Source organism: Nocardiopsis sp. YSL2 (assembly GCF_030555055.1).
In the GTDB taxonomy this organism is placed as follows: domain Bacteria; phylum Actinomycetota; class Actinomycetes; order Streptosporangiales; family Streptosporangiaceae; genus Nocardiopsis.
In genome coordinates this window covers 1,157,527-1,181,882 of sequence record NZ_JAMOAO010000001.1, presented here as the reverse complement: position 1 = coordinate 1,181,882, position 24,356 = coordinate 1,157,527, and the positions used below count along the sequence as shown (strand labels likewise).

At 72.5% G+C, this 24,356-nt stretch carries 26 protein-coding genes; 15 read left to right on the top strand and 11 right to left on the bottom strand.

The features are described 5' to 3' along the window. Positions 1 to 73: 73 nt before the first annotated feature. From M1P99_RS05070 to M1P99_RS05060, 3 genes are all read left to right on the top strand, one after another. The gene (locus M1P99_RS05070; RefSeq protein ID WP_304451512.1) at positions 74 to 586 is read left to right on the top strand and encodes a DUF4383 domain-containing protein; all 513 of its coding nucleotides are present in this window, start codon (positions 74 to 76) and stop codon (positions 584 to 586) included. Next, on the top strand, positions 583 to 2,049 hold the full coding sequence (locus M1P99_RS05065; RefSeq protein WP_304451511.1) for an SDR family oxidoreductase: 1,467 nt from the start codon (positions 583 to 585) through the stop codon (positions 2,047 to 2,049). The genes M1P99_RS05070 and M1P99_RS05065 overlap by 4 nt, the downstream gene beginning before the upstream one ends. Before the next feature lie 194 nt (positions 2,050 to 2,243). Further along, on the top strand, positions 2,244 to 4,340 hold the full coding sequence (locus M1P99_RS05060; protein ID WP_369696499.1) for an MMPL family transporter: 2,097 nt from the start codon (positions 2,244 to 2,246) through the stop codon (positions 4,338 to 4,340). Here the strand turns inward: M1P99_RS05060 and M1P99_RS05055 are convergent. Both M1P99_RS05055 and M1P99_RS05050 read right to left on the bottom strand, forming a co-directional pair. After that, on the bottom strand, positions 4,310 to 5,101 hold the full coding sequence (locus M1P99_RS05055; RefSeq protein WP_304451509.1) for an aminotransferase class IV: 792 nt from the start codon (positions 5,099 to 5,101) through the stop codon (positions 4,310 to 4,312). The genes M1P99_RS05060 and M1P99_RS05055 overlap by 31 nt on opposite strands. Before the next feature lie 32 nt (positions 5,102 to 5,133). After that, positions 5,134 to 5,841 carry a GntR family transcriptional regulator gene (locus tag M1P99_RS05050; protein WP_304451508.1) on the bottom strand — a complete coding sequence of 236 codons (708 nt, stop codon included), beginning with the start codon at positions 5,839 to 5,841 and terminating at the stop codon, positions 5,134 to 5,136. 173 nt (positions 5,842 to 6,014) lie between these two features. On the opposite strand from M1P99_RS05050, the gene M1P99_RS05045 reads away from it, so the two are divergent. The 5 genes from M1P99_RS05045 (at position 6,015) to M1P99_RS05025 (ending at position 10,598) form a co-directional block, all read left to right on the top strand. Then, positions 6,015 to 7,265 carry an NRAMP family divalent metal transporter gene (locus tag M1P99_RS05045; RefSeq protein ID WP_304451507.1) on the top strand — a complete coding sequence of 417 codons (1,251 nt, stop codon included), beginning with the start codon at positions 6,015 to 6,017 and terminating at the stop codon, positions 7,263 to 7,265. Positions 7,266 to 7,433: 168 nt separating this feature from the next. Continuing rightward, entirely contained in the window at positions 7,434 to 8,201 is a 768-nt protein-coding gene (locus tag M1P99_RS05040; protein WP_304451506.1) for a LamB/YcsF family protein, read from the top strand. Between the two features lie 99 nt (positions 8,202 to 8,300). Next, the gene (locus M1P99_RS05035; protein WP_304451505.1) at positions 8,301 to 8,912 is read left to right on the top strand and encodes an allophanate hydrolase subunit 1; all 612 of its coding nucleotides are present in this window, start codon (positions 8,301 to 8,303) and stop codon (positions 8,910 to 8,912) included. Continuing rightward, on the top strand, positions 8,909 to 9,784 hold the full coding sequence (locus M1P99_RS05030) for a biotin-dependent carboxyltransferase family protein (protein ID WP_304451504.1): 876 nt from the start codon (positions 8,909 to 8,911) through the stop codon (positions 9,782 to 9,784). Before M1P99_RS05035 ends, M1P99_RS05030 begins: the two co-directional genes overlap by 4 nt. A gap of 19 nt (positions 9,785 to 9,803) precedes the next feature. Beyond that, positions 9,804 to 10,598 carry a putative hydro-lyase gene (locus tag M1P99_RS05025; RefSeq protein WP_304451503.1) on the top strand — a complete coding sequence of 265 codons (795 nt, stop codon included), beginning with the start codon at positions 9,804 to 9,806 and terminating at the stop codon, positions 10,596 to 10,598. Here the strand turns inward: M1P99_RS05025 and M1P99_RS05020 are convergent. The 3 genes from M1P99_RS05020 to M1P99_RS05010 all read right to left on the bottom strand — a co-directional run bounded on the left by M1P99_RS05020 (position 10,583) and on the right by M1P99_RS05010 (position 11,296). Continuing rightward, on the bottom strand, positions 10,583 to 10,831 hold the full coding sequence (locus M1P99_RS05020) for a hypothetical protein (protein ID WP_304451502.1): 249 nt from the start codon (positions 10,829 to 10,831) through the stop codon (positions 10,583 to 10,585). The genes M1P99_RS05025 and M1P99_RS05020 overlap by 16 nt on opposite strands. A gap of 70 nt (positions 10,832 to 10,901) precedes the next feature. Continuing rightward, positions 10,902 to 11,069: a hypothetical protein gene (locus tag M1P99_RS05015; RefSeq protein ID WP_304451501.1), complete on the bottom strand. Its 168-nt coding sequence runs from the start codon at positions 11,067 to 11,069 to the stop codon at positions 10,902 to 10,904. Continuing rightward, entirely contained in the window at positions 11,066 to 11,296 is a 231-nt protein-coding gene (locus tag M1P99_RS05010) for a hypothetical protein (protein ID WP_304451500.1), read from the bottom strand. The genes M1P99_RS05015 and M1P99_RS05010 overlap by 4 nt, the downstream gene beginning before the upstream one ends. Before the next feature lie 445 nt (positions 11,297 to 11,741). Here M1P99_RS05010 and M1P99_RS05005 point away from each other — a divergent pair, with 445 nt between their 5' ends. Then, on the top strand, positions 11,742 to 12,578 hold the full coding sequence (locus tag M1P99_RS05005; protein WP_304451499.1) for a helix-turn-helix transcriptional regulator: 837 nt from the start codon (positions 11,742 to 11,744) through the stop codon (positions 12,576 to 12,578). Then, the gene (locus M1P99_RS05000; protein WP_304451498.1) at positions 12,553 to 12,732 is read left to right on the top strand and encodes a DUF397 domain-containing protein; all 180 of its coding nucleotides are present in this window, start codon (positions 12,553 to 12,555) and stop codon (positions 12,730 to 12,732) included. The genes M1P99_RS05005 and M1P99_RS05000 overlap by 26 nt, the downstream gene beginning before the upstream one ends. 23 nt (positions 12,733 to 12,755) lie before the next feature. Here M1P99_RS05000 and M1P99_RS04995 read toward each other — a convergent pair whose 3' ends face one another. Continuing rightward, positions 12,756 to 13,055 (bottom strand): hypothetical protein, encoded by a 300-nt coding sequence (locus M1P99_RS04995; RefSeq protein WP_304451497.1) that lies wholly within the window; start codon positions 13,053 to 13,055, stop codon positions 12,756 to 12,758. Positions 13,056 to 13,255: 200 nt separating this feature from the next. After that, the gene (locus tag M1P99_RS04990) at positions 13,256 to 14,257 is read right to left on the bottom strand and encodes an NAD(P)-dependent alcohol dehydrogenase (RefSeq protein WP_304451496.1); all 1,002 of its coding nucleotides are present in this window, start codon (positions 14,255 to 14,257) and stop codon (positions 13,256 to 13,258) included. Between the two features lie 95 nt (positions 14,258 to 14,352). On the opposite strand from M1P99_RS04990, the gene M1P99_RS04985 reads away from it, so the two are divergent. Continuing rightward, on the top strand, positions 14,353 to 15,012 hold the full coding sequence (locus M1P99_RS04985) for a TetR/AcrR family transcriptional regulator (protein ID WP_304455579.1): 660 nt from the start codon (positions 14,353 to 14,355) through the stop codon (positions 15,010 to 15,012). Between the two features lie 159 nt (positions 15,013 to 15,171). Here the strand turns inward: M1P99_RS04985 and M1P99_RS04980 are convergent, their stop codons facing one another. The 3 genes from M1P99_RS04980 to M1P99_RS04970 are packed head-to-tail and all read right to left on the bottom strand — an operon-like array spanning position 15,172 to position 18,396. Next, positions 15,172 to 16,599: a VWA domain-containing protein gene (locus M1P99_RS04980; protein ID WP_304451495.1), complete on the bottom strand. Its 1,428-nt coding sequence runs from the start codon at positions 16,597 to 16,599 to the stop codon at positions 15,172 to 15,174. A gap of 31 nt (positions 16,600 to 16,630) precedes the next feature. Further along, complete coding sequence (locus M1P99_RS04975; RefSeq protein WP_304451494.1) at positions 16,631 to 17,317, bottom strand: ABC transporter ATP-binding protein; 687 nt, start codon at positions 17,315 to 17,317, stop codon at positions 16,631 to 16,633. After that, a complete protein-coding gene (locus tag M1P99_RS04970; protein ID WP_304451493.1) occupies positions 17,314 to 18,396 on the bottom strand; it encodes an ABC transporter permease in 1,083 nt (360 codons plus the stop codon). The genes M1P99_RS04975 and M1P99_RS04970 overlap by 4 nt, the downstream gene beginning before the upstream one ends. Before the next feature lie 794 nt (positions 18,397 to 19,190). Here M1P99_RS04970 and M1P99_RS04965 point away from each other — a divergent pair. The 3 genes from M1P99_RS04965 (at position 19,191) to M1P99_RS04955 (ending at position 22,548) form a co-directional block, all read left to right on the top strand. Next, entirely contained in the window at positions 19,191 to 19,943 is a 753-nt protein-coding gene (locus M1P99_RS04965) for a hypothetical protein (protein WP_304451492.1), read from the top strand. 734 nt (positions 19,944 to 20,677) lie between these two features. After that, a complete protein-coding gene (locus tag M1P99_RS04960) occupies positions 20,678 to 21,910 on the top strand; it encodes a sensor histidine kinase (protein WP_304451491.1) in 1,233 nt (410 codons plus the stop codon). Beyond that, on the top strand, positions 21,907 to 22,548 hold the full coding sequence (locus M1P99_RS04955; protein WP_304451490.1) for a response regulator transcription factor: 642 nt from the start codon (positions 21,907 to 21,909) through the stop codon (positions 22,546 to 22,548). Before M1P99_RS04960 ends, M1P99_RS04955 begins: the two co-directional genes overlap by 4 nt. A 37-nt stretch (positions 22,549 to 22,585) precedes the next feature. Here M1P99_RS04955 and M1P99_RS04950 read toward each other — a convergent pair whose 3' ends face one another. After that, a complete protein-coding gene (locus M1P99_RS04950; protein WP_304451489.1) occupies positions 22,586 to 23,194 on the bottom strand; it encodes a hypothetical protein in 609 nt (202 codons plus the stop codon). A gap of 183 nt (positions 23,195 to 23,377) precedes the next feature. On the opposite strand from M1P99_RS04950, the gene galE reads away from it, so the two are divergent. Then, positions 23,378 to 24,349, top strand: coding sequence for a UDP-glucose 4-epimerase GalE (gene galE / locus M1P99_RS04945; protein WP_304451488.1), 972 nt, complete (start codon positions 23,378 to 23,380; stop codon positions 24,347 to 24,349). Positions 24,350 to 24,356: the final 7 nt, after the last annotated feature.

The following is a 24,356-nucleotide window of genomic DNA, read 5'->3' as shown; positions in this document are numbered from 1 at the left end:
AAGCGATGCGGGTTGTGGTGTGCGCCACTGTGGGCAGACTCTAGCTGCAAGGACACCGCGAGGGGGGCGGATCATGGAACTCGACACGAGCCGCAAGCCGGACCGTCGGCTGGACGTCGTCTACCGGGTGGGTTCAGGGGTCATCGCGCTCGTCCTGATCGGTTTCGGTCTGGCGGGCCTGATGGTGCGGTTGCCGCTGTTCGACACGCAGGGTGAGGTGGTGGCCGGCCTGTCCACCAACGGCGCGCTGGGCTTCCTCTCGGTGGCCTTCGGGTCGCTGCTGCTGGGGGCGGCGGTGCTCGGAGGGGTGTTCGCCTCCACCGTGTGCGCGGTCATGGGTGTGGCGTTCGTGGGGAGCGGGCTCGTCAATCTGTACCTGATGAGCGCCGGGCCCAACATCCTGGCCTTCTCGATGCCCAACGTCATCTTCAGCTTCGTCGTGGGGCTGATGCTGATGACGGTCGGGATGTACGGGCGCTTCAGCGGTGGCCTGGAGGAGGGGAACCCGTTCCGTGAACACCGTGCGCGGGGGCCACGGTGGCACGGGGTCCGGGTTCCCTGGGCTCGGGGACGAGCGGCCCGATGAGGGTCCTGGTGATCGGGGCGACCGGCTACATCGGCGGTCGCCTGGTCCCGGAGCTGCTGGCCGCGGGCCACGAGGTGCGTTGTCTGGCCCGCACCCCCGGCAAGCTGCGCGACCATCCGTGGCGCGACCGGGTCGAGGTCTTCCGGGGCGACGTGGTCTCTGGGGAGGGGCTGGCCGACGCCCTGGAAGGAGTCGAGGCCGCCTACTACCTGGTGCATTCCATGGCAAGCGGGCGCGGCTTCGAGGGGAGCGACGCGCGGGCGGCGGCCAACGTCGCCCGCGCGTCGGGTGAGGCGGGCGTGCGGCGCCTGGTCTACCTGGGCGGGCTCGCGCCCCGGGGCGCGGAGCTCTCACCGCACATGGCCTCCCGGGAGGAGGTCGGCCGGATCCTGTCGGAGGGGCCGGTGCCGACCGTGGTCCTGCGGGCCGCCGTCATCATCGGGTCGGGCTCGGCGTCCTTCGAGATGCTGCGGTACCTGACCGAGCGCCTGCCCGCGATGACGACACCGCGCTGGGTGTCCAGCCGGGTCCAGCCGATCGCCGTCCGCGACGTGCTCCGGCTGCTGACCCGTGCGCTGGACCTGCCCGAGGGGACCGCCCGGTCCTTCGACATCGGCGGCCCCGACGTGCTGACCTACGCCGAGATGATCCAGCGCTTCGCCAGGGCGGCGGGCCTGGCGCGCAGGCTGATCCTTCCGGTGCCGGTGCTCTCGCCGGGCCTGTCCAGCCTGTGGGTCGGGCTCATCTCGCCCGTGCCGCCCGCGGTCGCCCGGCCACTGGTGGAATCGCTGCGCAACGACGCGGTCTGCGGCGAGGACGACCTGTCCGTCGCGCTGGACGACCACGACCGGATCGGGTTCGACCAGGCCGTGGAGCTGGCACTGCGCCGCACCGACCAGGCGCGGGTGGACACGCGCTGGTCGTCGGCGTCCTGGCCGACCGCTCCGTCGGACCCGTTGCCCACCGACCCCGACTGGACCGGGGGCAGCCTGTACACCGACCGCCGTGCCCGCTACGTGGACGCCTCGCCGGAGCGCCTGTGGGAGGTCATCGAGGGTATCGGGGGCGAGCGCGGCTGGTACTCGTGGCCGCTGGCGTGGTCGGCACGGGGCTGGATCGATCTGGCGCTGGGCGGGGTCGGCCCGCGCCGGGGGCGGCGTGACCCGCGGCGGCTGAGGACGGGGGACCCGCTGGACTTCTGGCGGGTGGAGGAGATCGTTCCGGGCCGGTTGCTGCGCCTGCGCGCGGAGATGCGGTTGCCCGGGCTCGCGTGGCTGGAACTGGGGGTGGCGCGCGTGCGGGGCCGCACGGTCTACCACCAGCGCGCGCTCTTCCGGCCGCGCGGGCTGTCCGGCCACCTGTACTGGTGGGCGGTCACGCCCTTCCACGGTGTCGTCTTCGGGTCCATGGCGCGCAACATCGCCCGGCGGGCCGGGCGCGAGGACCCGGCGTCGGCGCCCTGAGGCGGTGCCGCCACCGCGGGGGCCGGTGCGCGGACCACGCGAGGGGGCGGTAGCCTGGCGTCGCCAGATAGCTTGGAATCCAAGAATCATGGATTTCGAGCTTAGATCGCGTATCAGGGAGGGCGGCGACGGTGCGGACGCGCACGGCAACGAGGACACGGGGTCCATGGCGGTGGACGGTCCTGGCACTCCTGGTGGCCTTGGTCTGGGTCCTCGGGGCGGGCCCGCTCGGCTCCTTCGTCGGACGCCTGGGGGAAGTGCAGACCAACGACCCCGCGGCCTTCCTGCCGGTCGGAGCGGAGTCCACCGAGGTCGACGCGATCGCCGAGGACTTCGACCGCGCGGAGGGCGTTCCGGCCATCGTCGTCTTCTCCGCCGACCACGACCTGACGGAGCAGGAACTGGCCGCCGTCAGGGAGGTCGCGGAGCGGGTGGACGCGCGGCCCTGGTCCGCCGCACCCGTCGCGGGCCCGTTCCCCGGCACCGAGGACGCCTCCGTGGCCCAGTTCGTGGTCACCATCGGGTCGGAGTACGAGACCGGTGACAGCGTGGACGAGTTGCGCGCCCTGCTGGAGGAGGAGGCGGTTCCCGGACTCACCGCTCAGGTGACCGGACCGGCGGGCTACGCCGCGGACCTGTCCGCGGCCTTCGGCGGCATCGACTCCACCCTGCTGATCGTGGCGGTGGTGGCGGTGCTCGTCATCCTGATCGCCGTCTACCGCTCACCGCTGCTGCCCATCCTGGTGATCCTCGCGTCGCTGCTCGCCCTCGGGCTCTCCGGCGCCCTGGTCTACGCCGCCGCCGACGCGGGCGTGGTCAGCCTCAACGGCCAGAGCCAGGGCATCCTCTTCATCCTGGTCGTGGGCGCCTGCACCGACTACGCCCTCCTGCTGGTGGCCCGCTACCGCGAGGAGCTGTCCGTGCGCGAACACGCTCCGCTGGCCGCGCTGGCCGCGGCGCGTGCGGTGACCGGTCCCGTGCTGGCCTCCGGCGGCACGGTCATCCTGGGACTGCTGTGCCTGCTCGCCGCCGACCTGTCCTCGACCCGCAGCCTCGGCCCGGTCGTGGCCATCGGCGTGGCGGCGGCCATGCTGTCCGCGATGACGTTCCTGCCCGCGGCCCTGGCCCTGTGCGGACGCGCGGTGTTCTGGCCGCTGGCCCCGCACCGCGAGGGCACCGACACGCGCGAGTCCACCGACCTGGTCCTGTCCAGGCACCGGGTGTGGGGCGGTGTGGCCCGTTCCGTCGGACGCCGTCCCCGGGCGTACTGGCTGGCGTGCGCCGCGGTGCTGCTGGCCGCGGCGGCGTTCGCGCCCGGGTTCGACGCGGGCGGCAGCGGGCAGGCCGAGATCTTCCGCACCGAGGTCGAGGCGGTCGACGGACAGGAGGTGCTCACCCGCGGATTCGGCGCCGACTCCTCCGCCGCGCCCACCCTGGTGGTCGCCGACGCCGCCTCCGTGGACGAGGTCGTGGCCGCGGCCGAGGGCCTGCCCGAGGTCACCTCCGCCGCGCCCTTCACGGAGGCCGGCCCGCCCGGAGCCGAGGGTTCGCCGCCCGTGGCGGAACCGGTGCTGGTCGTGGACGGCCGTGTCCTGGTCGAGGTCGTGCTCGCCGCCGAACCCGAGTCGAGCGAGGCGGTGGACGCGGTGCGGACGCTGCGCGCGGAGCTGGACGGGGTCCAGGGCGCCGACGCGCTGGTGGGCGGGGTGACCGCGACCGACCTGGACACGCTGGAGACCGCGCAGCGCGACTTCACCGTCGTGGTCCCGCTCGTGCTGGTGGTGGTGTTCCTGGTCCTGGTGCCCCTGCTGCGCTCGCTCCTGGCGCCCCTGCTGCTCGTGGTGGCCAACGTGCTGTCCTTCGCGGCGACCCTGGGGGTGGGCACGCTCCTGTTCCAGCACGTGCTGGACCTGCCGGGCGCCGATCCCGTGGTGCCGCTGTTCGCGTTCGTGTTCCTGGTCGCCCTCGGCGTCGACTACAGCATCTTCCTGATGTCGCGCGCACGGGAGGAGACCCTCGAACACGGACACCGCCAGGGCCTGCTGCGGGCGCTCACGGTGACGGGCGGGGTCATCACCTCGGCGGGCGTGGTGCTGGCCGCCACCTTCGCCGCCCTGGCGGTCATCCCCCTGCTCTTCCTGTTCCAGCTCGCCTTCCTCGTGGCGTTCGGCGTCCTGGTGGACACGCTGCTGGTGCGCACGCTCCTGGTCCCCGCGCTGTCGCTGGACGCCGGCAGGCGCGTGTGGTGGCCGGGCCGGGCCTACAGGCGGTCCCCGGGCAGTGCGGCGTAGCCGTGGGCCAGCCGCGTCACCACGGGTGAGGAGGGCAGGTGCACCCCGTCCAGCGCGGCCACGGGGCGCAGCCCGGTGGCGGCGTTGGTGATGAAGGCGCCCGACATCCGGGTGGCCGCGGAGGCCGTGAGAGGACGCCGGATCACCGGAATGCCCAGGTCGGAGGCGACGTGGGCGACCAGGCGCGCGGTCACACCGTCCAGCGCGGGGGCGTCCGGCCACACGAGGCCGCCCCCGTCCACGAAGCCGATGTTCCACGTCGGCCCCTCCGACACCAGTCCGTCGGGTGTGGTGAACAGGGCGTCGTCGTAGCCGTCCAGCCGGGCGGCGCGTCGCTCTCGGATCGCGCCGAAGAGCCCGGTGCCCTTGACCTCCGGGGCGTCGCGGCCGAACCGGCGGGTGCCCAGGCGCACGGGCGGCGGCGCGTGCGCGGGATCGGGCGCGGGGCGGGCGGTGACCAGCACGTGCGGCAGGACGCTGGCGTCGGGGCGGGCCAGGTCCATGTGGGGGTCGTAGACCGTCACCCGGATCACCGTGGCGCGGGCGTGTTCGCGGGCGGCGCGACGGGCCAGCTCGCGGACGCGGGGCAGGTCCAGGTCGGCGCCGAAGAGGGTCTCGCAGTCCTGGGTCAGCCGCTGGGTGTGCAGGTCGAGGCCGCGGACCCGCAGGTCGCTCACCAGCATGGTGGTGAAGTGGCCGTAGCCGTACAAAGCGAGGGAGGCGAGTTCCCCGGTGCTGACGGGGCGTCCGTTCAGTTCCATGGCGCCCCCATCATGGCACTTCGGGACCTTGGTCAGGCGTCGTTCTCCATGGCGGTGAAGGCGGTCACGAGCTGCGCCTCGGAAGCGTCCAGGTAGGCGGCCAGTTCGTCGGCGGCCAGGTCCGGGTGGCCTGCGGCCAGGGCGGTGTGGATACGCCGGTTCCAGTCCAGATAGGGGGCGTGGTACTCCTCCGGGTCGTTCATGACGTGGAAGACCAGACGGGTTTCGGCCAGGACCTGGTTCATGAACTCGTTGAGGCGCGGACTGCCCGCGAGCGCGGCCAGGGCCTGGTGGAAGCGCATGTTGGCGGTGCCCATCGCCCACCAGTCGGCGTGGTCCCGGGCGGCCTCGCCCTCCTCGACGGCGGCGCCCACGGCACGGACGGCCTCGGCGTCGGCGCGGTCGGCCCGGCGGACCGCGGGCAGCTCCAGGTGGCGCCGGACGCTGAAGAGGTCCCGCACGTCGGCGCCGGTGGGGCGGCTGACGAACACGCCCCGGTGCATCTGGTGGACCAGCAGGCGCTCGCGGCTCAAGAGGCGGAACGCCTCACGCAGGGTGTTGCGGGAGACCTCGTACTTGCGGCTGAGCCGCTCCTCCGACAGGCGGACACCGGGGGCGAGGGAACCGTTGATGACGAACGACCGGAGCATGTCGGCGACCCGCTCGGCCTGGCTGCTGACCGGTGCCAGGGCGCCGTCCGCCGCGGGGAGCCGGTCGATGTGGTCGTCCGTCGCCGTCAACGTGGGCTCCTTCGAGGCTCGGTGGACCTCCCATGTTACGTACCGGAGTCCGGTGATTTCACGCTCGTCCCCCCTACAGATTCCCCACATATTGAAGTATTGTTCAACAATCCCACGACGGTGTGGGTAGCCGTCGTGCAACCCCCGCTCCGCGCCACAGTTCAGGAGAACCCATGGGCGACATCCCTCCCGCACCCGCCAGGGTGCGGCCCCGACTCGGTCGGGTCACGCTGAGCAGCGGACTGCTCGGCGCCCTGTTCCTCATGGCCACCAGCGCCGTGGGCCCCGGATTCATCACCCAGACCACGACCTTCACCGCGCAGCTCGGCGCCACCTTCGCGTTCGCGATCCTCGTGTCGATCCTGGTCGACATCGCCGTCCAGCTGAACATCTGGCGGGTCATCGGCGTCGCGAACACGCGCGCCCAGGACCTGGCCAACAAGGTCGTGCCCGGCGCCGGCTACCTGCTGGCCGCCCTCATCGTCTTCGGCGGCCTCGTCTTCAACGTCGGCAACCTGGCGGGCACGGGGCTCGGCCTGGACGCCATGACCGGCCTCGACACCCGCTGGGGCGCCGTCCTGTCCGCGCTGCTCGCCGTCGTCATCCTGGGCGTCAAGCGCCTGGGCGCGGCGCTGGACCGGATCCTCGTCGTGCTCGGTGTCGGGATGATCGCCCTGACCCTGTACGTCGCCGTCATCTCCCGGCCGCCGGTCGGCGAGGCACTGCGCCAGTCCGTCCTGCCCGACCAGCTCGGCGCCGACGTCTTCCTGGCCACCGTGACGATCATCGGCGGCACCGTCGGCGGCTACATCACCTACGCGGGCGTGCACCGCCTCGTCGAGCTCGGCAAGGGCGGTCGGGAGAACATCGCCGCCATCACCCAGACCTCCGTCACCGGCATCGTCGTCACCGGCGTGATGCGCGTCCTGCTCTTCCTCGCGGTCCTGGGCGTGGTCGCCGGCGGCGCTTCGCTCCTGGACTCGGCCAACCCGGCCGCCGCTGCCTTCCAGCAGGCCGCGGGCGAGGTCGGGATGCGCCTGTTCGGCGTGATCATGTGGGCCGCCGCGGTCAGCTCCGTCATCGGCGCGTCCTACACCTCGATCTCCTTCGTCTCCACCTTCCACCCCCTTCTGGAGAAGAGGCGCGGGACCCTGGTGACGGTCTTCATCGGAGTCTCCCTGGCCGTCCTGCTCGTCTCCGGGCAGGCGCCGACCACACTCCTCATCCTGGCCGGAGCGCTCAACGGCGTGATCCTGCCGGTCGGCCTCGGCATCATGCTCTACGTCGCCACCCGCCGCTCCCACGACCTGCTGGGCGGCTACCGCTATCCCGTCTGGCTGCTCGTCATCGGTTGGCTGGCCTGGGCGCTCACCGCCTACATGGCCGCCAACTCACTCAGCGGGATCGCCGCCCTCTGGCAGTGATCCTCCCGGTGCGGGACCGTCCCGCCCGGGCGGTCCCGCACGGAGGCGTCCACCGGACCCGCCTTTGTCCACAGCCCCCGATCCCGTCCGATACGCCGGACCTGACCGGGTAGGAGCCCGGTAGGAGCCCGCTCGCAGCCCGGGCACGAACACGAAGGAGCAACGACGTTGCGCATCGACCTCAACTCCGATCTCGGGGAGCATTTCGGCCGCTGGGAACTGGGTGACGACCGGGCCCTGCTGTCCATCGTCACCAGCGCCAACGTCGCCTGCGGCTTCCACGCCGGGGACCCGTCCGTGCTGCGCCGCACCACGGAAGAGGCCGCCGGACTGGGCGTGGCCGTGGGCGCGCACGTGTCCTACCGCGACCTGGCCGGGTTCGGCCGCCGCTTCGTTGACGTGCCGCCGACCGAACTGACGAACGAGGTCCTCTACCAGCTGGGCGCTCTGGCGGCCTTCACCCGGCTGGCGGGCGACCGCGTCCGCTACGTCAAACCGCACGGGGCCCTCTACAACGCGATCGTGCACCACCAGGACCAGGCGGAGGCGGTCGTCACGGCCGTGCGGGAGTTCGACCCGGACCTGCCGGTCCTGGGACTGCCCGGCTCCCGCTTCCTGGAGGTGGCGGAGAAGGCGGGCCTGCGCACCCACCGCGAGGCCTTCGCCGACCGCGCTTACACCCCGGAAGGCACCCTGGTGCCCCGCCACGAGCCGGGAGCGGTCCTGCACGACCCAGAGGCGATCGCCGAGCGCTGCGTCCGCATCGCGCGCGGCGAACCGATCAGCGCCGTCGACGGGACGGAGATCCTGGTCGAGGCCGAGTCCCTGTGCGTGCACGGCGACAGCCCGGGCGCCGTCGACATCGCCAGGTCGGTGGCCGACCGGCTGCGCGCCGAGGGCATCGAGATCACGCCGTTCGCGGAGAAGTATGTGTGACCGTTTGAGAGCGAGCGCGGCGCACGCCCGCCGCGCCGTGCGTCGCGGCCACGGCGCGCGCCGGACACACCCCTGCACGCTCGGAGTCGAGGAGGCCGCGTGCGCGTTCTGACATGCGCCGACACCGGTGTCCTGGTGGAGGTGGCCGACCTGGCCGAGGTCGTGGCGCTGCGCGCCGCCCTGGCCGAACGGCCGCCGCCCGGTGTGACCGACGTGGTTCCGGCCGCCCGCACGGTTCTGCTGCGCGTGGAACCGGGGACCGACACCGACCGGGTCGCCGCGGCCGTCGCCGAGCTGCCCGTCGCCCCGGGGCACCACAGCGGCGCAGGGAAGACCGTCACCATCCCCGTGCACTACGACGGGGCGGACCTCGCCGACATCGCCGAGCTGACCGGCCTGACCCCGCGCGGGGTCGTGGCCGCCCACACAGCGGCCCGCTGGACCGTCGCCTTCTGCGGCTTCGCCCCCGGCTTCGGGTACATGGTCGGCGACGACCCGCGCCTGTGCGTACCCCGGCGCGGCGAGGCGCGCACACGGGTGCCCGCCGGAGCGGTCGCCCTGGCGGGCGAGTTCACCGGCGTGTACCCGCGCAGCTCGCCCGGCGGCTGGCAGCTGCTCGGCCGGAGCGAGGCGCGGATCTGGGACCTGGACCGCGACCCTCCCGGACTGCTGCGCCCGGGCGTGCGAGTGCGGTTCACGGAGGCCCCATGAGCGGGGCGAGCGCACTGGAGGTCGTCGCCGCCGGGCCGATGACCACGGTGCAGGACGCCGGCCGCTTCGGCCACGCCGACCTGGGCGTGGGGCGCTCCGGGGCCGCCGACACCCACTCCTTCGCCCTGGCCAACCGGCTGCTCGCCAACCCTCCGGGGGCGGCGGCGCTGGAGACCACGATGGGCGGGCTGCGGGTACGGGCCCGCGGGCCGGTCACGGTCGCGGTCACCGGCGCCCCGGTCCCCCTGAGCGTGGACGGGCGCGGCGCCGCCACGGACACCGTGCTGCACCTGCCCGACGGGGCCGAGCTGGCCATGGGCCTGCCGGACCGGGGACTGCGCTCCTACCTGGCGGTACGCGGGGGAGTGGACGTGCGCCCGGTGCTGGGCTCGCGCAGCACCGACGTGCTGGCGGGGCTCGGACCGGACCTGCCCGTGCCCGGCGCGGTGCTCCCCGTCGGCCCGCCGCCGCGGGACTTCCCGGTCGTGGACCACGTGTGCACGGCCCCGGTGGGCGGGGACCGGATCACCCTGCGCGTGGCCCTGGGACCCAGACAGGACTGGTTCACCGACGACGCCCTGGCCGCGCTCCTGTCCGGCGACTACGAGGTGACCCCCCGCAGCGACCGGGTGGGGGCCCGGCTGTCGGGCCCGGCCCTGGAGCGCTCCTACGCGGGCGAGCTGCCCAGCGAGGGCATGGTGGCGGGGTCCCTCCAGGTACCGCCCGGCGGTGAGCCGGTGCTGTTCCTGGCCGACCACCCCGTGACCGGCGGATATCCGGTCGTGGCGGTGGTCCGGTCCGCCGACCTGCCCCGGGCGGCCCAGGCACGGCCCGGCACCCGGATCCGTTTCACCGACCGGAACGGCCCGTGACCGTCCACTGGAGGACCTCATGACGAACCCCGCCCGGCTGTCGCCGTCCCGGGCCCGCGCGCTGTTCCGGGAGGGGCTGCGGGCGCCCACCTCCGGGTACAGCGCGGGATACGCGCAGGCCAACCTCATCGCCGTGCCCCGCGAGGCGGCGTTCGACTTCCTGCTGTTCGCCCAGCGCAACCCCAAGCCCTGCCCGGTTCTGGACGTCACGGAGCCGGGGGAGACCAGCGCCTCGGTCTTCGCGGGCGACCTGCGCACCGACCTGCGCACCGACCTGCCCGCCTACCGGGTCTACCGGCACGGCGAGCTGGTGGAGGAGCGCTCGGAGGTGGCCGACCTGTGGCGCGAGGACCTGGTGGCCTTCCTCCTCGGGTGCAGCTTCACGTTCGAGGCGTCGCTGCTGGAGGCGGGGATCCCGGTCCGCCACCTGGAGACGGGGACCAACGCGGCCATGTACGTCACCGACCGGCGGTGCCGTCCGGCCGGGCGGTTCCGGGGCCCGCTCGTGGTGTCGATGAGACCGGTCCCGGCGGACCGGGTCGCCGACGCCGTCCGCGTCACCTCGCGCTACCCGGCGGTGCACGGCGCCCCGGTGCACGTGGGGGACCCGGCCGCCCTCGGGATCACCGACCTGGACGCCCCGGACTACGGGGACCGGGTCGAGGTCCGGCCGGGGGAGATCCCGGTGTTCTGGGCCTGCGGAGTCACCCCGCAGGCCGCCGTGGCGGCCTCGGCGCCGGAGTTCGCGATCGGCCACGCCCCCGGCCACATGGCCATCACCGACATCCGGGACAGCGCCTACCAGGTGCCGTGAGGGGTGCTCGGGCCGCTCGGCGCGGCGGCGCCGCGCGCAACGCCGCGGCCCGACCCGTCGGCGGGGGAGGCACGGGCGGTGGCGGGGCGTCGGCCGGGGACCGGCCGGGTGGCGGTGATCGTGTGTCCGCAGTACCCGCAGGTGGCCGTCGCGGTGCTGCCGTGGCGCACCGGCGGCTGGTCGGGGAGGTAGTCGTGGCCCGCGGGGCTGGGGCACGGGACCGCGCCGTCCATCGCCGTTCTCCGTCGCTCGTCGCCGGGCCCGGAGCCGGGGAACGCTCCGGGACCGGCTGTCCTGGGTGGGTCAGTCGCGTAGAGCCGCGCGGAGGAGGGACCGCAACCGAAGGACGAGGCAGCCATCGGTGTCCGGCTCGTGCGGGGCGACCAGGGCGAGGCCGACCGCGTCCGCGAGCGCCTCGGGGGTGAGGACGGTCGCTTCGGTCTCGCCGGATCCGTCCTGGCGCCCGCTCACGGGAGCGTCTCCGGGGCCTCCAGAGGGGAGCGCCACACGAGGGGATGCCGGTGGAGGTCCGGTCCGGAGTCCCGCGCGAGCCGGGTGAGGTGCCCGCGCGTGGCGCCATAGACGGGGCGGTTCTCCAGGTCGGCGCCGAGGTAGCGGATCCGCACGCGGTGCTCTGCGGCCCACGTGGCCAGTTCGGCCAGGGTGGAGAGTTCACGGATGTCGCAGACGCGGATCACCGGCTCACTCCCGTCCCCAGCACACCGCCGAGCACGGCGCTCAGCACACACGCGGGAAACGCCGACGTGCACGGGCCGGGCGCGTAGCCGCGCACACGGGTCGCCCGACGCGGCCGCCGGGGGAGGGGAACGGGGTGGTCGTTCCTGGCCCGCACCCGATCGGGTGCGCCACGGGGTATTCGCACTGGTCTGGTTCCTCTCGCTGGTGTCGAGCGGCCCGGCGGCCCGTGGCCGCCAGGTCCGGGCCGAGGCTCGTCAATGGCACGCCCCGCCCCTGGAAGCAGCGGTCCGGGCTGAGCCGTTCGGCGGATCTCCGCTGGCCTCGTCGGTGATTGGACGATCGCACGCCGCTGTCCGCCCGGGAAAGAAATTCGAATCAGAGAGAAGGTTCAGGAACCATCATGGATTTTCAGAAACTTCTGAGCTCTTGCCGTACGCTCGACTCATGGTCGATGGCGGTAAGGAAATTCCTGACGTCCGTTTTGGTCGGGCTTTGTCTCATGCGCGTAGATCTCGTGGGCGCACTCAGGAGTGGCTCGCGAACCAGATCGGATGCAGCAAGAGTCACATCAGCAACGTGGAGACCGGCGCAAGGCCACTCCAGCCGGTTGACGTCCGCCAGGCGGATGACTGCCTGGGACAGAGCGGACGTCTGGTGCGCCTGCGTAAGGAGTTGTACGAGCCCGAGGTTCTGGACTGGTTGGATCAGCTCCACCAACTTCAACTAGAGGCCGAGCTGATTCGGGAGTACCAACCCGTCCTGCTGCCCGGGCTGTTGCAGACCAGAGAATATGCTGCGTGCGTGATCCCGGCCGGAGCCCCGTGGTTCACGTCTGATGACGTGAAGAGTCGGGTCGACACCAGAATCAGCAGGTCCGAGAAGATTCTTGGGGCTGATGTACCGCATTGTCATGTGGTGCTCGATGAGATGGTGATGCGGCGGCACGTCGGATCCACCGGAGTGATGGCGGACCAGTGTCGTTGGCTGGTGGAACTGGCGGAATCCGGTCGAGTCCTCTTGCAGTTCTACCCGTGGCGTACGTGGCCGCATGCCGGATTGAACGGCCCACTGGCCCTCATCTCGTCCGCGCACGCACCTGATGTCCTGCATGTGGAGTCGGTGTATCTGGGGCAGACGAGTGACGAAGCTGGTGCGGTACGCCGTTATGGCATGCTGTTTGCCAGGTTGCAGGCTGATGCGTGGTCTCCTGCGGACTCTGTGGAGTTCCTGCGTGGGTTGGAAGAGGAGTACAGGAATGGTGTATGGCCCCGAATGGCATAAGTCCAGCTACAGCGCCGGTTCTGAGAACTGCGTCGAGGTGGCCGAGGGCCGGGTGACCGGTGTTCGCGACACCCAGTACCGGAACCTGGGGCGTCTGGATGTTCCCGCAGGTGAGTGGGCCGCGCTGGTGACCTCTGTCGGCATGGCCGAGTAGGGGTGCCTTGCTGGGCGGGGCGCCTACGCCTTCGGCTCGTCCTGCGGCCGGTAGATGGTGGTGATCCACACCCCCGCCAGCAGGGTCGCCCCGGCTGCGATCAGCGCGATCGCCCACGCCCCCACCGGTGCCATGGCCGTACCGCAGGAACCGGCCAACATGCCGGGCGGCATATCCCCCAGGGAGTACCATCCGATCATTTCCTCGGTGCTGTGAGGGTCCCACCAACCCGCCCCGCACGGCCCGCTGGGGACCAGCCCGAGGGCTCCGCCAGCGGCGATCAGAGCGGCGGCCACCGTGCGGATGATCTGGACAGGGGACAAGACTCTCTCCTCAACGCGGGGGCTTTGCGGGTGAAACCCTCCCACGAGCCCGTTGGCCGTCGCCACTTCGGGAGACCTCCCAGTGGCCGTACACGGTGTACGGACCACCGGCCCCGTCGTCCGGGGCCGGGCACCCGGGGCGACGACCGGCGGGAACGGCCTGCCCCCCGTCCCTCCGCATCCGGTGGGGCCGGATGTGGTCAGGAACCGGTCGGTGGCTCCGTCTGCGCCACGGTCACCACCGTCTTGCCGCGCGCGTGGCCCGCGCCCTGGCGGGCGAGGGCCGCCGCCGTGTCCGCCAGCGCGTAGGTCCGGTCGATGACCGGTCGCACCTGACCGGACTCGATCAGCTCGGCGAGTGCGGCCAGGTCCTCCCGGCTCGTCTTCGCCGCGAAGGGCCGCATCCTCGGTCGGCCGCGCAGGGAGGTGAGCACCACGCGCAGCAGGTAGGGGAGCGGCCCGAGCAGGGGGCCGCCGGGCCTACCGGTGGCGCAGACGTAGACCCCGTCCCGGCGCAGCACCCGGCGGTAGGCCGCCGGGGCGTGACTGCCCACCAGGTCGAAGACGACGTCGTAGCGCTTCCCACTCCGGGTGAAGTCCTCCCGGGTGTAGTCGACGACCTCGTCCGCGCCGATCGACGCCACCAGGTCGGCGCCGGCGCCGCTGCACACGCCGGTCACGTGCGCGCCGAGCGACTTCGCGATCTGGACCGCGAACGTTCCCACACCCCCGGAAGCCCCGTTGACCAGGACCCGGTGGCCCGAGCGGACGCCTCCGGCGTCCCGCAGGCCCTGGAGCGCGGCGACACCGGCGAGCGGGACGGCCGCCGCCCGCGCGAGGTCGAGCCCGGCCGGCGCCGCCGCCACCTCGTCCTCTCCGGCCACGACGAACTCGGCGAAGGCGCCGGCGGTCAGTTCGCCGAACACGGCGGCGCCCCGTCGCCACCGGGTCACCCCCGTGCCCACCGCCTCGACGGTTCCGGCCACGTCCCTGCCCCTGACCGGGTGCTTGGGCCGGGCCGGGCCGAACACGAGCCGGAGCACGTACGGAAGTCCGACGAGCTCGAACCGGTCCGCGGGGTTGACCGACGAGGCGTGGACGCGCACCAGGACCTCGTGCTCCCCTGGTTCCGGACGGTCGACGTCGCGGAGTTCCAGCACGTCGTGGGGCTCGCCGTAGCGGCTCTGCGCGATCGCCTTCATGTGGCTCCATCCAGTTACTTACACCGTAAATACTTACTCTGTAAGCTAGACTGCGTTCCGCTGTCCGTCAAGAGGAGGTCGATGTCCCCGTGCCGATGCCGAAGGACCCGCCCAAGGCGCGCCGCGCGCCGCTGACCCGCGACCGCGTGCTCGACGCCGGCGTCGTCCTGGCCGACGCCGAGGGCATCGGCGCCCTGTCGATGCGCAGGCTCGGGCGCGAACTCGGTGTGGAGGCCATGTCGCTGTACAACCACGTCGACGGCAAGGCCGACCTGCTCGACGGGATGCTCGACCGGGTCGTCGGCGAGATCGAGTTGCCCGAGGGCGACGCGGACTGGCGTGAGCAGGCGCGTCGGCGCGCGGTCTCGGCCCACGAGGCACTGATGCGCCACCCCTGGGCGGCTTCGCTGTGGACGTCGAGCGTCAACCCGGGGCCGGAGCGGATGCGCTACATGGACAGCGCGCTGCGATCACTGCGTACGGCGAACTTCACCCCCGGCCTGCTCGACCGGGCCTTCCACACGATCGAGGACCATCTGGTCGGCCACGCGCTGCAGGCGCTGGGCTTCCCCCTGGCCCCGGACCAGATGCAGGAGGTGGGCGAGAGCGTCCTGCGATCCTTCCCCGTCGACACCTATCCCGACCTGGCCGCGCACATCCGCTACCACCTGGAGCCGCACGACCAGGGCGGCGGCTTCGAGTTCGGGCTCGACCTCATCCTCGACGGCCTGGAGCGGCTGCGCGCGTCGGCCTGACGGCGGACCCGTGGGACAGGCCCTTGGCGGTGAGCCCCCGGCAGCGAGGTCCCGGCGCCCGTGGTCGCCGCGCAGCGGCAGCGCGGCCCGATCCGCCAGAAGGGCGCTCGGACCGCGCTCCCCGGTCCCCGTCGCACGCTGCGGCGGGGACCGGACGGCTCAGCTCTCCTGCCGCGGGTCCTCGGGCGGCCTGCGCCGGGACCGGGGCGGTCTCCGGTCCGGAGAGGACAGGTCGCCCCCGGTCTGCTGACCGCTGATCTCGCCGCCCGGCGGCGGAGGCGTCGACGGAGCTTCCGGTCCCGTCCGCGGCGCCTCCGGTGCGCCCTGCGGCTGGTGCCGACCGCGCTTGCGCGAGTACCCGGACTGGCTGGAGTACAGCGACTTGGACGTGCGCGAGGCGTCGTCGGTGCGCGCCATCGCCGACATCCGGTCCAGCTCCTCGGCCTGTGCCGAGAGTTCCGCCGAGGCCGCGCCCGGGGCGCTCGACGGCCGTGGCAGGTCGCCCCGCGCCCGGTCCAGGATCTCGGCGGCGCCGCTCCGGTCACCGCGGCGCAGGGCCTCGCTCGCCTCGCGCTTGGCCGTCTGGGCCCGCTGGAGGGCCTCCTCCGTGCGCACCTCCGGCCGGGGCGAGCGGTCCCGGGCCTCGTCACCGGGCACCACGTTGACGGTGATCGGCAGACTCGCGGTGTAGGTCGTCATCGTGGCCGGGTCCACGTACGTGACGTCGAGCGTGGTCACGGTGACCGTCCCCAGCGACGCCATCCCCGGCACCTCCACGCGCAGCAGCAAACGGCGGGTCTCACCGGAGAAAAAGTCCCCCAGCTCCACCATGAGCGTGCCGTCCGGCAGTCGCGACGACGGCATCTCGCCGACCACCGAGACCTCCTTGACGTGCGGGCCGGGCGGGACCCGCAGGGACGCCGCCTGCGCCGACTTGGCCAGCAGGTACTCCGCCTCCTGGGCGATGAGTCCCCCCGCGGTGTCGGGGTCCTCGGCGAAGAGCGCGCTGCCCGCGCCGCCGTCGGCGACCGCGCCGAGCAGCGCCTCGTCGTAGCCGAGCCCGTAGCCGAGGGTCGTGGTGGTCACGGCGTGCCCGTAGGCGTCGGCGGTGACCTGGCGGAGCAGGTCGTGGTCGGTGACCCCGTGGTTGGCGTGCCCGTCCGAGATCAGCAGCAGGGTGGCGCCCCGGTCGCCGCCCGCCCGGCGGGCCTCCTGGATCCCCCGCAGCAGCCCGGAGGACAGGTCCGTGCCGCCGCCCGGGACCAGGCCCCGGATGCGGCGGCGCACGGCCTCCTTGTCGGCGAGCGGACCGGTGGGGACCTCCACGACGGCCTGGGTGTCGAAGGAGACCAGGCCGAAGTTGTCGGTGGGCGCGAGCCGGTCCACCAGGCCGACCAGAGCGGTGACCGCTCCGGCCAGTCGGCCGCCGCCCATCGAGCCGCTGCGGTCCAGCACGATCTGCAGGGTCGCGGGTGGCCGCTCGGTGTCGGCCTCGCGTTCGGGGGCCGTGATGTCGATCAGGACGGACACGGCGTCGTCGGCGTCGAGGGGGACGACGTCGAAGTCCAGGAGAGCGGACAGGTGCATGTGTGCTCCGCGGGTCGGTGGCGCTTCCAGTCTAGGAAGCTGCACTGACATCCGCCTCCAGGACGCCGTCGCGCATGGTGAGGACCCGCGCGGCCGCGCCCAGGTGATCGGTGTCGTGGGTGACCAGCAGCGTCGCCACACCGAACGCGCGCGTGGCCTCCGCCAGCAGGTCCATGATCCTCGCCCCCCGCTCGTGGTCCAGGGCCGCTGTGGGCTCGTCGACCAGCAGCACGCTCGGCCGTCCGGAGAGCGCGCGGGCGATGTTGACCCGCTGGCGCTCCCCTCCGGAGAGCTGGTGCGGGCGGCGGTGCTCCTTGCCGGAGAGGCCCACCGCCGCCAGGGTCTCCATCGCCGCGCCGCGGGCGGGACCGAGCGGCTGCCCGCGCATGTGCCCCATGACCATCAACTGTTCCACCGCGGTCAGGGAACCGAGCAGGTTCGGCTGCTGGAAGACGATCCCCACCTCGCGCAGCCGCAGCCGGGCCCGATCGCGGGCGGTCAGCCGCAGGGCGTCCACACCGCCCACCGAGACCGTTCCGGAGTCGGGGCCGACCAGGGTCGCGGCCACGGCCAGCAGGCTCGACTTCCCGGACCCGGAGGGGCCGACCACGGCGGCCAGTTCCCCGGGCGCCACCTGGACCGAGACCCGGTCCAGGGCGGTGACGGCGCCCTCGCCGTCGGGGTAGCTCAGGGTCACGTCGTGCAGGGACAGGGTCATCGGACGCCTCCCAGGGCGGTCAACGGATCGACGGAGGTGATGCGCCGGACGGCCAGGGCCGCGCCGAGCATGCCCAGGACGACCATGGCCGCCACCGGAGCCAGCGTGGTGGCGGGGGTCAGGGCGAAGGGCACCACGGAGGCGGCCAGCGCGCCCGCTCCGGCCCCGAGCGCGCCGCCCGCGGCGGCGCCCAGGGACAGCACGACCAGTGCCTGGGCCAGGGCGTCGCGCAGCAGGTAGGCGGTGGACCCGCCCAGAGCCTTGAGGATCGCGACGTCGCCGCCCCGCTGGATGGTCCACACGGTCAGGAAGGCGCCGACCACCAGGGCCGAGATCGCGTACAAAAAGCCCTGCATGGCCGTGAGCGAACCGTTCTCCGAGGAGAACGCGCCGATGGCGGCGAAGCTGTCGGACCGGGACATCGAGACCGTGCCGGCTGCGCCGTCGGCGGCTTCCGCGGCCGCGTCGGAGGCGACACCGGCGGCGATCACGTTCGCGATCGGCGCGTCGGGGCCCCGGGCGTGCCGGACGCGCGGGTCCAGGTCCCGCCAGGTGGCGAGGTCGACCCACACCACGGGGGTGTGGTTGAAGTACTCGGTGCCGGAGACGTGCTCCACGGTGAGGTCCCGACCGGCGACGGTGAGCGTGTCCCCCGGGGCCAGCCCGTAGTCCGCGGCGGTTCGGTCGCCGACCACCACGTGGTCCGGGGAGCTCGGTTCCTTCGGTGCGAGCCGGGTGCCGGAGGGGAGCCCGAACAGGGCGACGGAACCGCCGCCGCCGGAGGCGAGCTCGAAACGGCTCTGGGTGATGCCGACCGGCTCCGCCCACTCGATCCCCTCGGTGCCGGTCCAGGTGCCGAGCTGCTCCGAGGTGACGGCGCTGTCGGCGTAGGACTCCTCGGCGCCGCCGAAGGCGACGCGGTCGGCGGGCAGGTGCCGGATGGCCGAGGTGGACTGGTCGGCCAGCCCCGCCGTCAGCCCTGACAGCAGGACGATCAGCAGGGTGATGAGGACGACGACCGAACCCATCAGTGCGAACCGGCCCTTGGCGAAGCGGATGTCGCGCAGTGCGACGAACACGGTGTCCCTCCCTTCTGTGGTGGCGTTCGGATGAGGGTTCCCAGCTTTGTTCGGGAGGGCGCTCTCCGGCATCGGGGAGAAGGCGGGTCCGTCGGGGCGGTGGGGTGGAGGCCGGACTCCATCGAACGATGGATGCCGGAGCGGGGGCGGGCGTCGTACGCTGCGGGGATGGGGGCGATGAGGGGGAGGGCGCCTGAGTTTCCCGGGGTACCGACGGTGTTGCGCGGCCACCGTGTGCAGCCGGGGACTTCCGCCTTGGCCTAGCTCGTCTGTCTTCTCCGACCAGCCACACCATCGCGGCCGGCGGGGTAGTGGTCCACGAACACCGCACCGCCCCGAATGGTGCTACGGGGGCGGGTCCTCGCAGGGTTCGTGCAGTTTGACTGGTTGTCATTGTGAGACCAGTTGGTGACCGCGTCCGGACACATCAATCTCGCCTGGTTCAGGGGCGATACGGTACGTGATGCCCCGAGGATGAATCGGGGCATGGCTGGTTATTCCTATCCGAAAGGACCCATGCGTATCCCCGGAAGGCGTATGGCCGCTGTGCTCAGCTTGAACGTGGGCTCTCCATGCCGCACCGACAATGCCAACGTGTACTTCTCCATGGACAGCAGCGGCCTGACCTGCCACGGGACCGGTCATGCCGTGGGACGCCAGCACGGTTCCGTGTCCTCCCCGAAGTTGAGTGACACTGACTCCCGGCTGGGTTGCCTGATCACCCCCACTCGGACTATCCCGGGCTGGGTGGGCACAACCACGACCTGGTCAACGCGACCTACTAGGAGGACTCCATGAATCGCATCACGACTGCCTCCCTGGGGGTCGCCGCCGCGCTGGTCGTTTCCGTTCCCTTCACGCTCGCAGTGACGACGTCAGAGGAATCCCCGCGGGAACCCATGCCGCTCATGGCTGCGACCTCCGACATCAAACCCAACTCCTCGGTCCGGGACTGGGTCACCTACGCCGACCATGTCGTGCAAGTCCGGGTGGCCGAGGAAGAACACCTCCCCGCTGATCCGGTCGCGATCGAACGCGGTGAGGGCGCGATGGGGCGGCGGGTGACGTTGGACGTGCAGCGGGTGTTGTGGTCGTCCGAGGATGCCCCTCGCCCCGCGCCTGACTCCTACGAGATCGGCACGTGGGGTTCGTCCTTCACCGACGGCAACATCGACGACCCCGTCCCCACGGCAGCCCAAGGCCACGCCCGCGTGGAGGTCGGACATACCTACATCAAGGCCATCTTCTGGGAGGCCGAGCGCTGCTCGGAAGGTGATGGGCGCCAGCCCGCGATGTGGCTGACCCTGGGGGGTGGAGCGACGATCCCCGCGGACAACGGAGTGATCGGCAACGGCGAGTTCGAGGGACGGGTGATGGACGCCGACGAGCGGGGGCGCTCTGCCCGGTTCGCTGACGAGGGCCCCAACCCCACGGTGCAGGGCCGGATGATGGGGCAGAACGTGGGACAACTGGCCCAGGCTCTGAGGACGGCGGATCCCGACCCCAACCCGGGTGACTACGACCTTCCCCCAGCCCCCTGCGAATAGCCAGCTCCTCCTGCCCCGACGAGGGCCGGGGTTCTCTCCCACGACGACACCGCCCCATCCCGCCCCGACGGCTGTGCGCGGTCGGGGCTTTCTCACTCACGAGACTCAAGACGGAAGGCGACCACACCGCACTCCTTGTGATGATGGGCTTCTGAACACATCACCGACGAATGACCGGGTTCGCGACCTTGTCGACGCCATCACCTACAACGCGAAGACCGCCCCGACCCCAGGGGATCGGGCCGACCAGGTCCCCTGATACTCCAGCTGTAGACCGTGATCTTCATGTCTGGGATGTGGCGCGTTGACGGTAGAACCGGTGTGCTGGCGCTGGACCCCGACGGTGTGGGCCCCATCAGCAGACCCGAGCACCCGAGACGGCGAGTCCGGGCCCGCACTTCGTGTTCCGTTCGGGCGAACGTTATGGCTGTGGACTCTGGCGGTGCATGGATGGCCGATCGAGTCTCTCGATGTACATGATCCGGTCGTCCACGATGTCCAGGTTCAGCAGGCCTTTCCCGGGCGAGCGAGGCACACGACGCATGCAGACCCGCCACGGTGTCCCTCCCTTCTGTGGTGGCGTTCGGATGAGGGTTCCCAGCTTTGTTCGGGAGGGCGCTCTCCGGCATCGGGGAGAAGTCGGGTCCGTCGGGGCGGTGGGGTGGAGGCCGGACTCCATCGAACGATGGATGCCGGAGCGGGGGCGGGCGTCGTACGCTGCGGGGATGGGGGCGATGAGGGGGAGGGCGCCTGAGTTTCCCGGGGTGCCGACGGTGTTGCGCGTGCTGCGCCTGCTGCTGCACGCGTGCTTCCTTCTGCTGCTGTGCGTGGCCACTGCGCGGTTCGTGCTGACCGCGACGGGCCCGGGGGCCGCCCAGCCGCTGTGGGCGCAGTGGACGGTGCCGGCCGCGGCGCTCCTGCTCGGTGCCGTGTACGGCGTGGGGGCCCTGTCCGCACGACGCGATGTCCACCGCGTCCGCTCCCTGGTGTGGCTGGCCGCGGTCACGGCGCTGTGGGCGCTGCTGTCCTGGGCCAGCGCCGACTTCGTCTGGCTGGCCTTCCCGCTGTTCTTCCTGCACCTGCACCTGCTGCGGGGTGTGCATGCGGTCGTCGCGGTCGGCGTCGTCACCGGTGCGGTCGTGCTGGGGCAGGTCCTGCACACCGGGGAGGCCACCGTGGGCCTGGTGCTGGGCCCCGTCCTGGGTGCGGTGTTCGCCGTGGCGATCGCCGCCGGGTACACCGCGCTGAACCGGGAGAGCGAGCGGCGCAGGGAACTCATCGACACCCTCACCCGCACCCGTGACGAACTCGCCGCCTCACAGCGCCGGGCCGGAGTACTCGATGAACGCGAGCGGCTGTCCCGCGAGATCCACGACACCCTCGCCCAGGGCCTGTCCAGCATCGTCCTGTTGCTGCGTGCGGCCGAGAACGCCCTTCCGGACTCTCCCGACCTGGCCCGCACCAGGATCGTCGAGGCACGGGAGAGCGCGTCGGCCAACCTCGCCGAAGCCCGTCGTTTCGTCCGGGACCTGGCACCGCCCTCCCTGGTCGGCGGGGACCTGCCCGGGGCCCTGAGCCGCCTGTGCGCGCGCGTGACCGAGACCGAGGGGATCGACTGCCGGTTCCGGATCGACGGGGGCCCCGTCGAGCTGCCCGCCGGATACGGGGTCGCCCTCCTGCGTGCGGCTCAGGCCAGCCTCGCCAACGTGGTCGCCCACGCCCGGGCCGCCACCGCCGTGGTGACCCTCGGATTCCTCGGGTCCGACGTCACCCTGGACGTGTACGACGACGGCATCGGATTCGACCCCGCCCGTGCCGAACCCCGGGCGGACGGCACCGGCTACGGGATCGCCGCGCTCCGGGAACGGGCGGCCGCCCTGGGCGGGACGCTCGATGTGGAGTCCGCTCCCGGGGCCGGTACCGCCATCGCCCTCCGGCTGCCCCTGACGCGTGAGGAGTCCCAGTGACCGTCGAGCCGCTGCACATCCTGCTGGTGGACGACCACCCCGTGGTACGCCACGGCCTCACGGCGATGTTCGCCGACCGGCCCGGCATGGACGTGGTCGCCGAGGCGGCCGACGGGCGGGAGGCCCTCGACCTGCTCGCCTCCGGGACCAGGGTGGACGTGGTCCTGATGGACCTGCGCATGGGGTCGGGCATGGACGGGGTGAGCGCGATCCGGCGTATCAACGCGCTGCCGTCGCCGCCGCCCGTGCTGGTCCTGACCACCTACGACACCGACGCCGACATCCTGGCCGCGGTGGAGGCGGGGGCCACCGGCTACATGCTCAAGGACGCCCCGCCCGACCAGCTCTGCGAGGCGGTGGCCGCGGCGGCACAGGGGCAGACCGCGCTCGCGCCGGGCGTCGCGGGCCGCCTCATGGAACGCCTGCGCTCGCCGCGGCCCGCGCTGAGCGGCCGGGAACTGGAGATCCTGGGGCTGCTCGCCCGGGGCCTGTCCAACCGGGCGATCTCCCGGGAGCTGTTCATCAGCGAGGCGACGGTCAAGACCCACCTGGTGCACGTGTTCGACAAGCTCGGTGTGGACAACCGGACCGCGGCGATCACCACGGCGCTCCAGCGGGGGCTGATCCGCGTGGAGTAGGCCGGTCCGGCGCCGCCCCCGGAGCGCGCGGGCGCGGTCAGACGGCCCGGAGCCCGAGCCTGTCCAGTTCGAGCGCGGCCAGAACGCGGGTCGCCTCGGGGTCGTCCGCGTGCCAGGCGCCCGCCGGATCGGCGTGGGCGGCGGTCAGGCGGGAGGGCGACACGGCCGTCAGGGCGCGCAGCGCCAGCAGGCGGGACCGGGCCCGCGGGTCCATGGCGCGCATACTCCGCACGGCGGCGGCCTGGCGCACCCAGCGGGCGCGGGCCGGCAGCCACGTGGCGGCGAGCAGGACCAGCGGGATCACCGCCGTGACCAGCGGCAGGTAGAGGGCCAGTTCGGCCACCGACTCCTGGAAGGACGTCCCGGCGGAGGCCAGTGACTCCCCGGCCCCGCCCACACTGGTGAAGGGGGTGGCGAGGGCCTCTCCGGCCAGGGGGACGCGCTGGGCGGCCTCGGCGGCGCCGGCCATGTGCTCGGACACGCCCTCACCCGCGCTCGCGATGAGCTCGCCCGGCCGGTCCAGGCCGGTGATGACCTCGCGCAGCGACAGCGCGGTGGTGATCCACAGGACCGCCCAGGACAGGGCGAGCAGGTCGGACAGCAGTTGGAGGCAGGCGCGGACGGGGCGCTCGGCGTACAGCTTCACGGGGGCTCCGGGGGAGTAGGGGGTCGGTCGGGCGCGGTGGCCGTCGAGAGACCGTTACCCGCCTGGTGCCGCGTCCACCCTGCTTCCGGGTTCTGTTGGAAATAGACTGATCGTGTTGACTTGATGTTTGCTTTCGTATGTTCTGTTGGGAAATGCGGGAACTTCACCGACTCGGAGGGTGATATGCGGGTTCTGGTCACGGGCGGCGCCGGATACATCGGCGGCGTCGTCGCGGCGATGCTCGTGGAGGAGGGCCACACGGTCACGGTGCTGGACGACCTCTCCACAGGGCACGCCGACGCCGTGCACCCGGGTGCGCGCTTCGTCCAGGGCACGGTGCGCGAACGCGCCGCGGAGGTCCTCCGGGAGGGGTTCGACGCGGTCCTGCACTTCGCCGCCAAGTCCGTGGTCCCGGAGTCGGTCGCGCACCCCGGCCTGTACTGGAGCGGCAACGTGGGAACCTCGCTCGCCCTGCTGGAGGCGATGCGGGCCACCGGTACCGGACGCCTGGTGTTCTCCTCCACCGCGGCCGTCTACGGGGAGCCGGAGTCGGTACCGATCACCGAGGACGCCCCGGTGCGCCCGACCAACCCCTACGGTGCCACCAAGGCCGCGATCGACGCGGCACTGGCCGAGCACGCGCGCATGCACGGCACCGCGGCCGTGAGCCTGCGGTACTTCAACGTCGCCGGCGCCTACCAGGGGTTGGGGGAGCGGCACACCGTGGAGACCCATCTGATCCCGAACGTGCTCAAGGTGGCGCTGGGCGAACGGGAATCGGTGTCGGTGTTCGGGGAGGACTACCCCACGCCGGACGGCACCTGCGTGCGCGACTACATCCACGTGGCCGACCTGGCCCGCGCCCACCTGCTCGCCCTGCGACGGGCCCGCGCCGGGCACCACGACGTGCTCAACCTGGGCAACGGCGCCGGGTTCTCGGTGCGCGAGGTGGTGGAGGTGTGCCGTGAGGTGACCGGGCACGCGATTCCGGCGGTGGCCTCGCCCCGTCGTCCCGGCGACCCGGCGGTGCTGGTGGCCTCCTCCGACAGGGCGGGGGCCGCACTGGGCTGGCGCCCGGAGCGCTCGTCCCTGCACGACATCGTCGCCGACGCCTGGGCCTTCCACCGCGACCGCGCCGGAGCCGCCGTCGAGTGACCGCCGC

Coding starts and splice junctions, on each gene's coding strand:
- M1P99_RS05000 (WP_304451498.1), top strand. CDS start 12,553: ATGGTGTATGGCCCCGAATGGCATAAGTCCAGCTACAGCGCCGGTTCT.
- M1P99_RS05065 (WP_304451511.1), top strand. CDS start 583: ATGAGGGTCCTGGTGATCGGGGCGACCGGCTACATCGGCGGTCGCCTG.
- M1P99_RS04965 (WP_304451492.1), top strand. CDS start 19,191: ATGAATCGCATCACGACTGCCTCCCTGGGGGTCGCCGCCGCGCTGGTC.
- M1P99_RS04980 (WP_304451495.1), bottom strand. CDS start 16,599: ATGCACCTGTCCGCTCTCCTGGACTTCGACGTCGTCCCCCTCGACGCC.
- M1P99_RS05070 (WP_304451512.1), top strand. CDS start 74: ATGGAACTCGACACGAGCCGCAAGCCGGACCGTCGGCTGGACGTCGTC.
- M1P99_RS05025 (WP_304451503.1), top strand. CDS start 9,804: ATGACGAACCCCGCCCGGCTGTCGCCGTCCCGGGCCCGCGCGCTGTTC.
- M1P99_RS05005 (WP_304451499.1), top strand. CDS start 11,742: ATGGTCGATGGCGGTAAGGAAATTCCTGACGTCCGTTTTGGTCGGGCT.
- M1P99_RS04990 (WP_304451496.1), bottom strand. CDS start 14,257: ATGAAGGCGATCGCGCAGAGCCGCTACGGCGAGCCCCACGACGTGCTG.
- galE (WP_304451488.1), top strand. CDS start 23,378: ATGCGGGTTCTGGTCACGGGCGGCGCCGGATACATCGGCGGCGTCGTC.
- M1P99_RS04985 (WP_304455579.1), top strand. CDS start 14,353: ATGCCGAAGGACCCGCCCAAGGCGCGCCGCGCGCCGCTGACCCGCGAC.
- M1P99_RS04975 (WP_304451494.1), bottom strand. CDS start 17,317: ATGACCCTGTCCCTGCACGACGTGACCCTGAGCTACCCCGACGGCGAG.
- M1P99_RS05055 (WP_304451509.1), bottom strand. CDS start 5,101: ATGGAACTGAACGGACGCCCCGTCAGCACCGGGGAACTCGCCTCCCTC.
- M1P99_RS05030 (WP_304451504.1), top strand. CDS start 8,909: ATGAGCGGGGCGAGCGCACTGGAGGTCGTCGCCGCCGGGCCGATGACC.
- M1P99_RS05020 (WP_304451502.1), bottom strand. CDS start 10,831: ATGGACGGCGCGGTCCCGTGCCCCAGCCCCGCGGGCCACGACTACCTC.
- M1P99_RS05045 (WP_304451507.1), top strand. CDS start 6,015: ATGGGCGACATCCCTCCCGCACCCGCCAGGGTGCGGCCCCGACTCGGT.
- M1P99_RS04960 (WP_304451491.1), top strand. CDS start 20,678: ATGAGGGGGAGGGCGCCTGAGTTTCCCGGGGTGCCGACGGTGTTGCGC.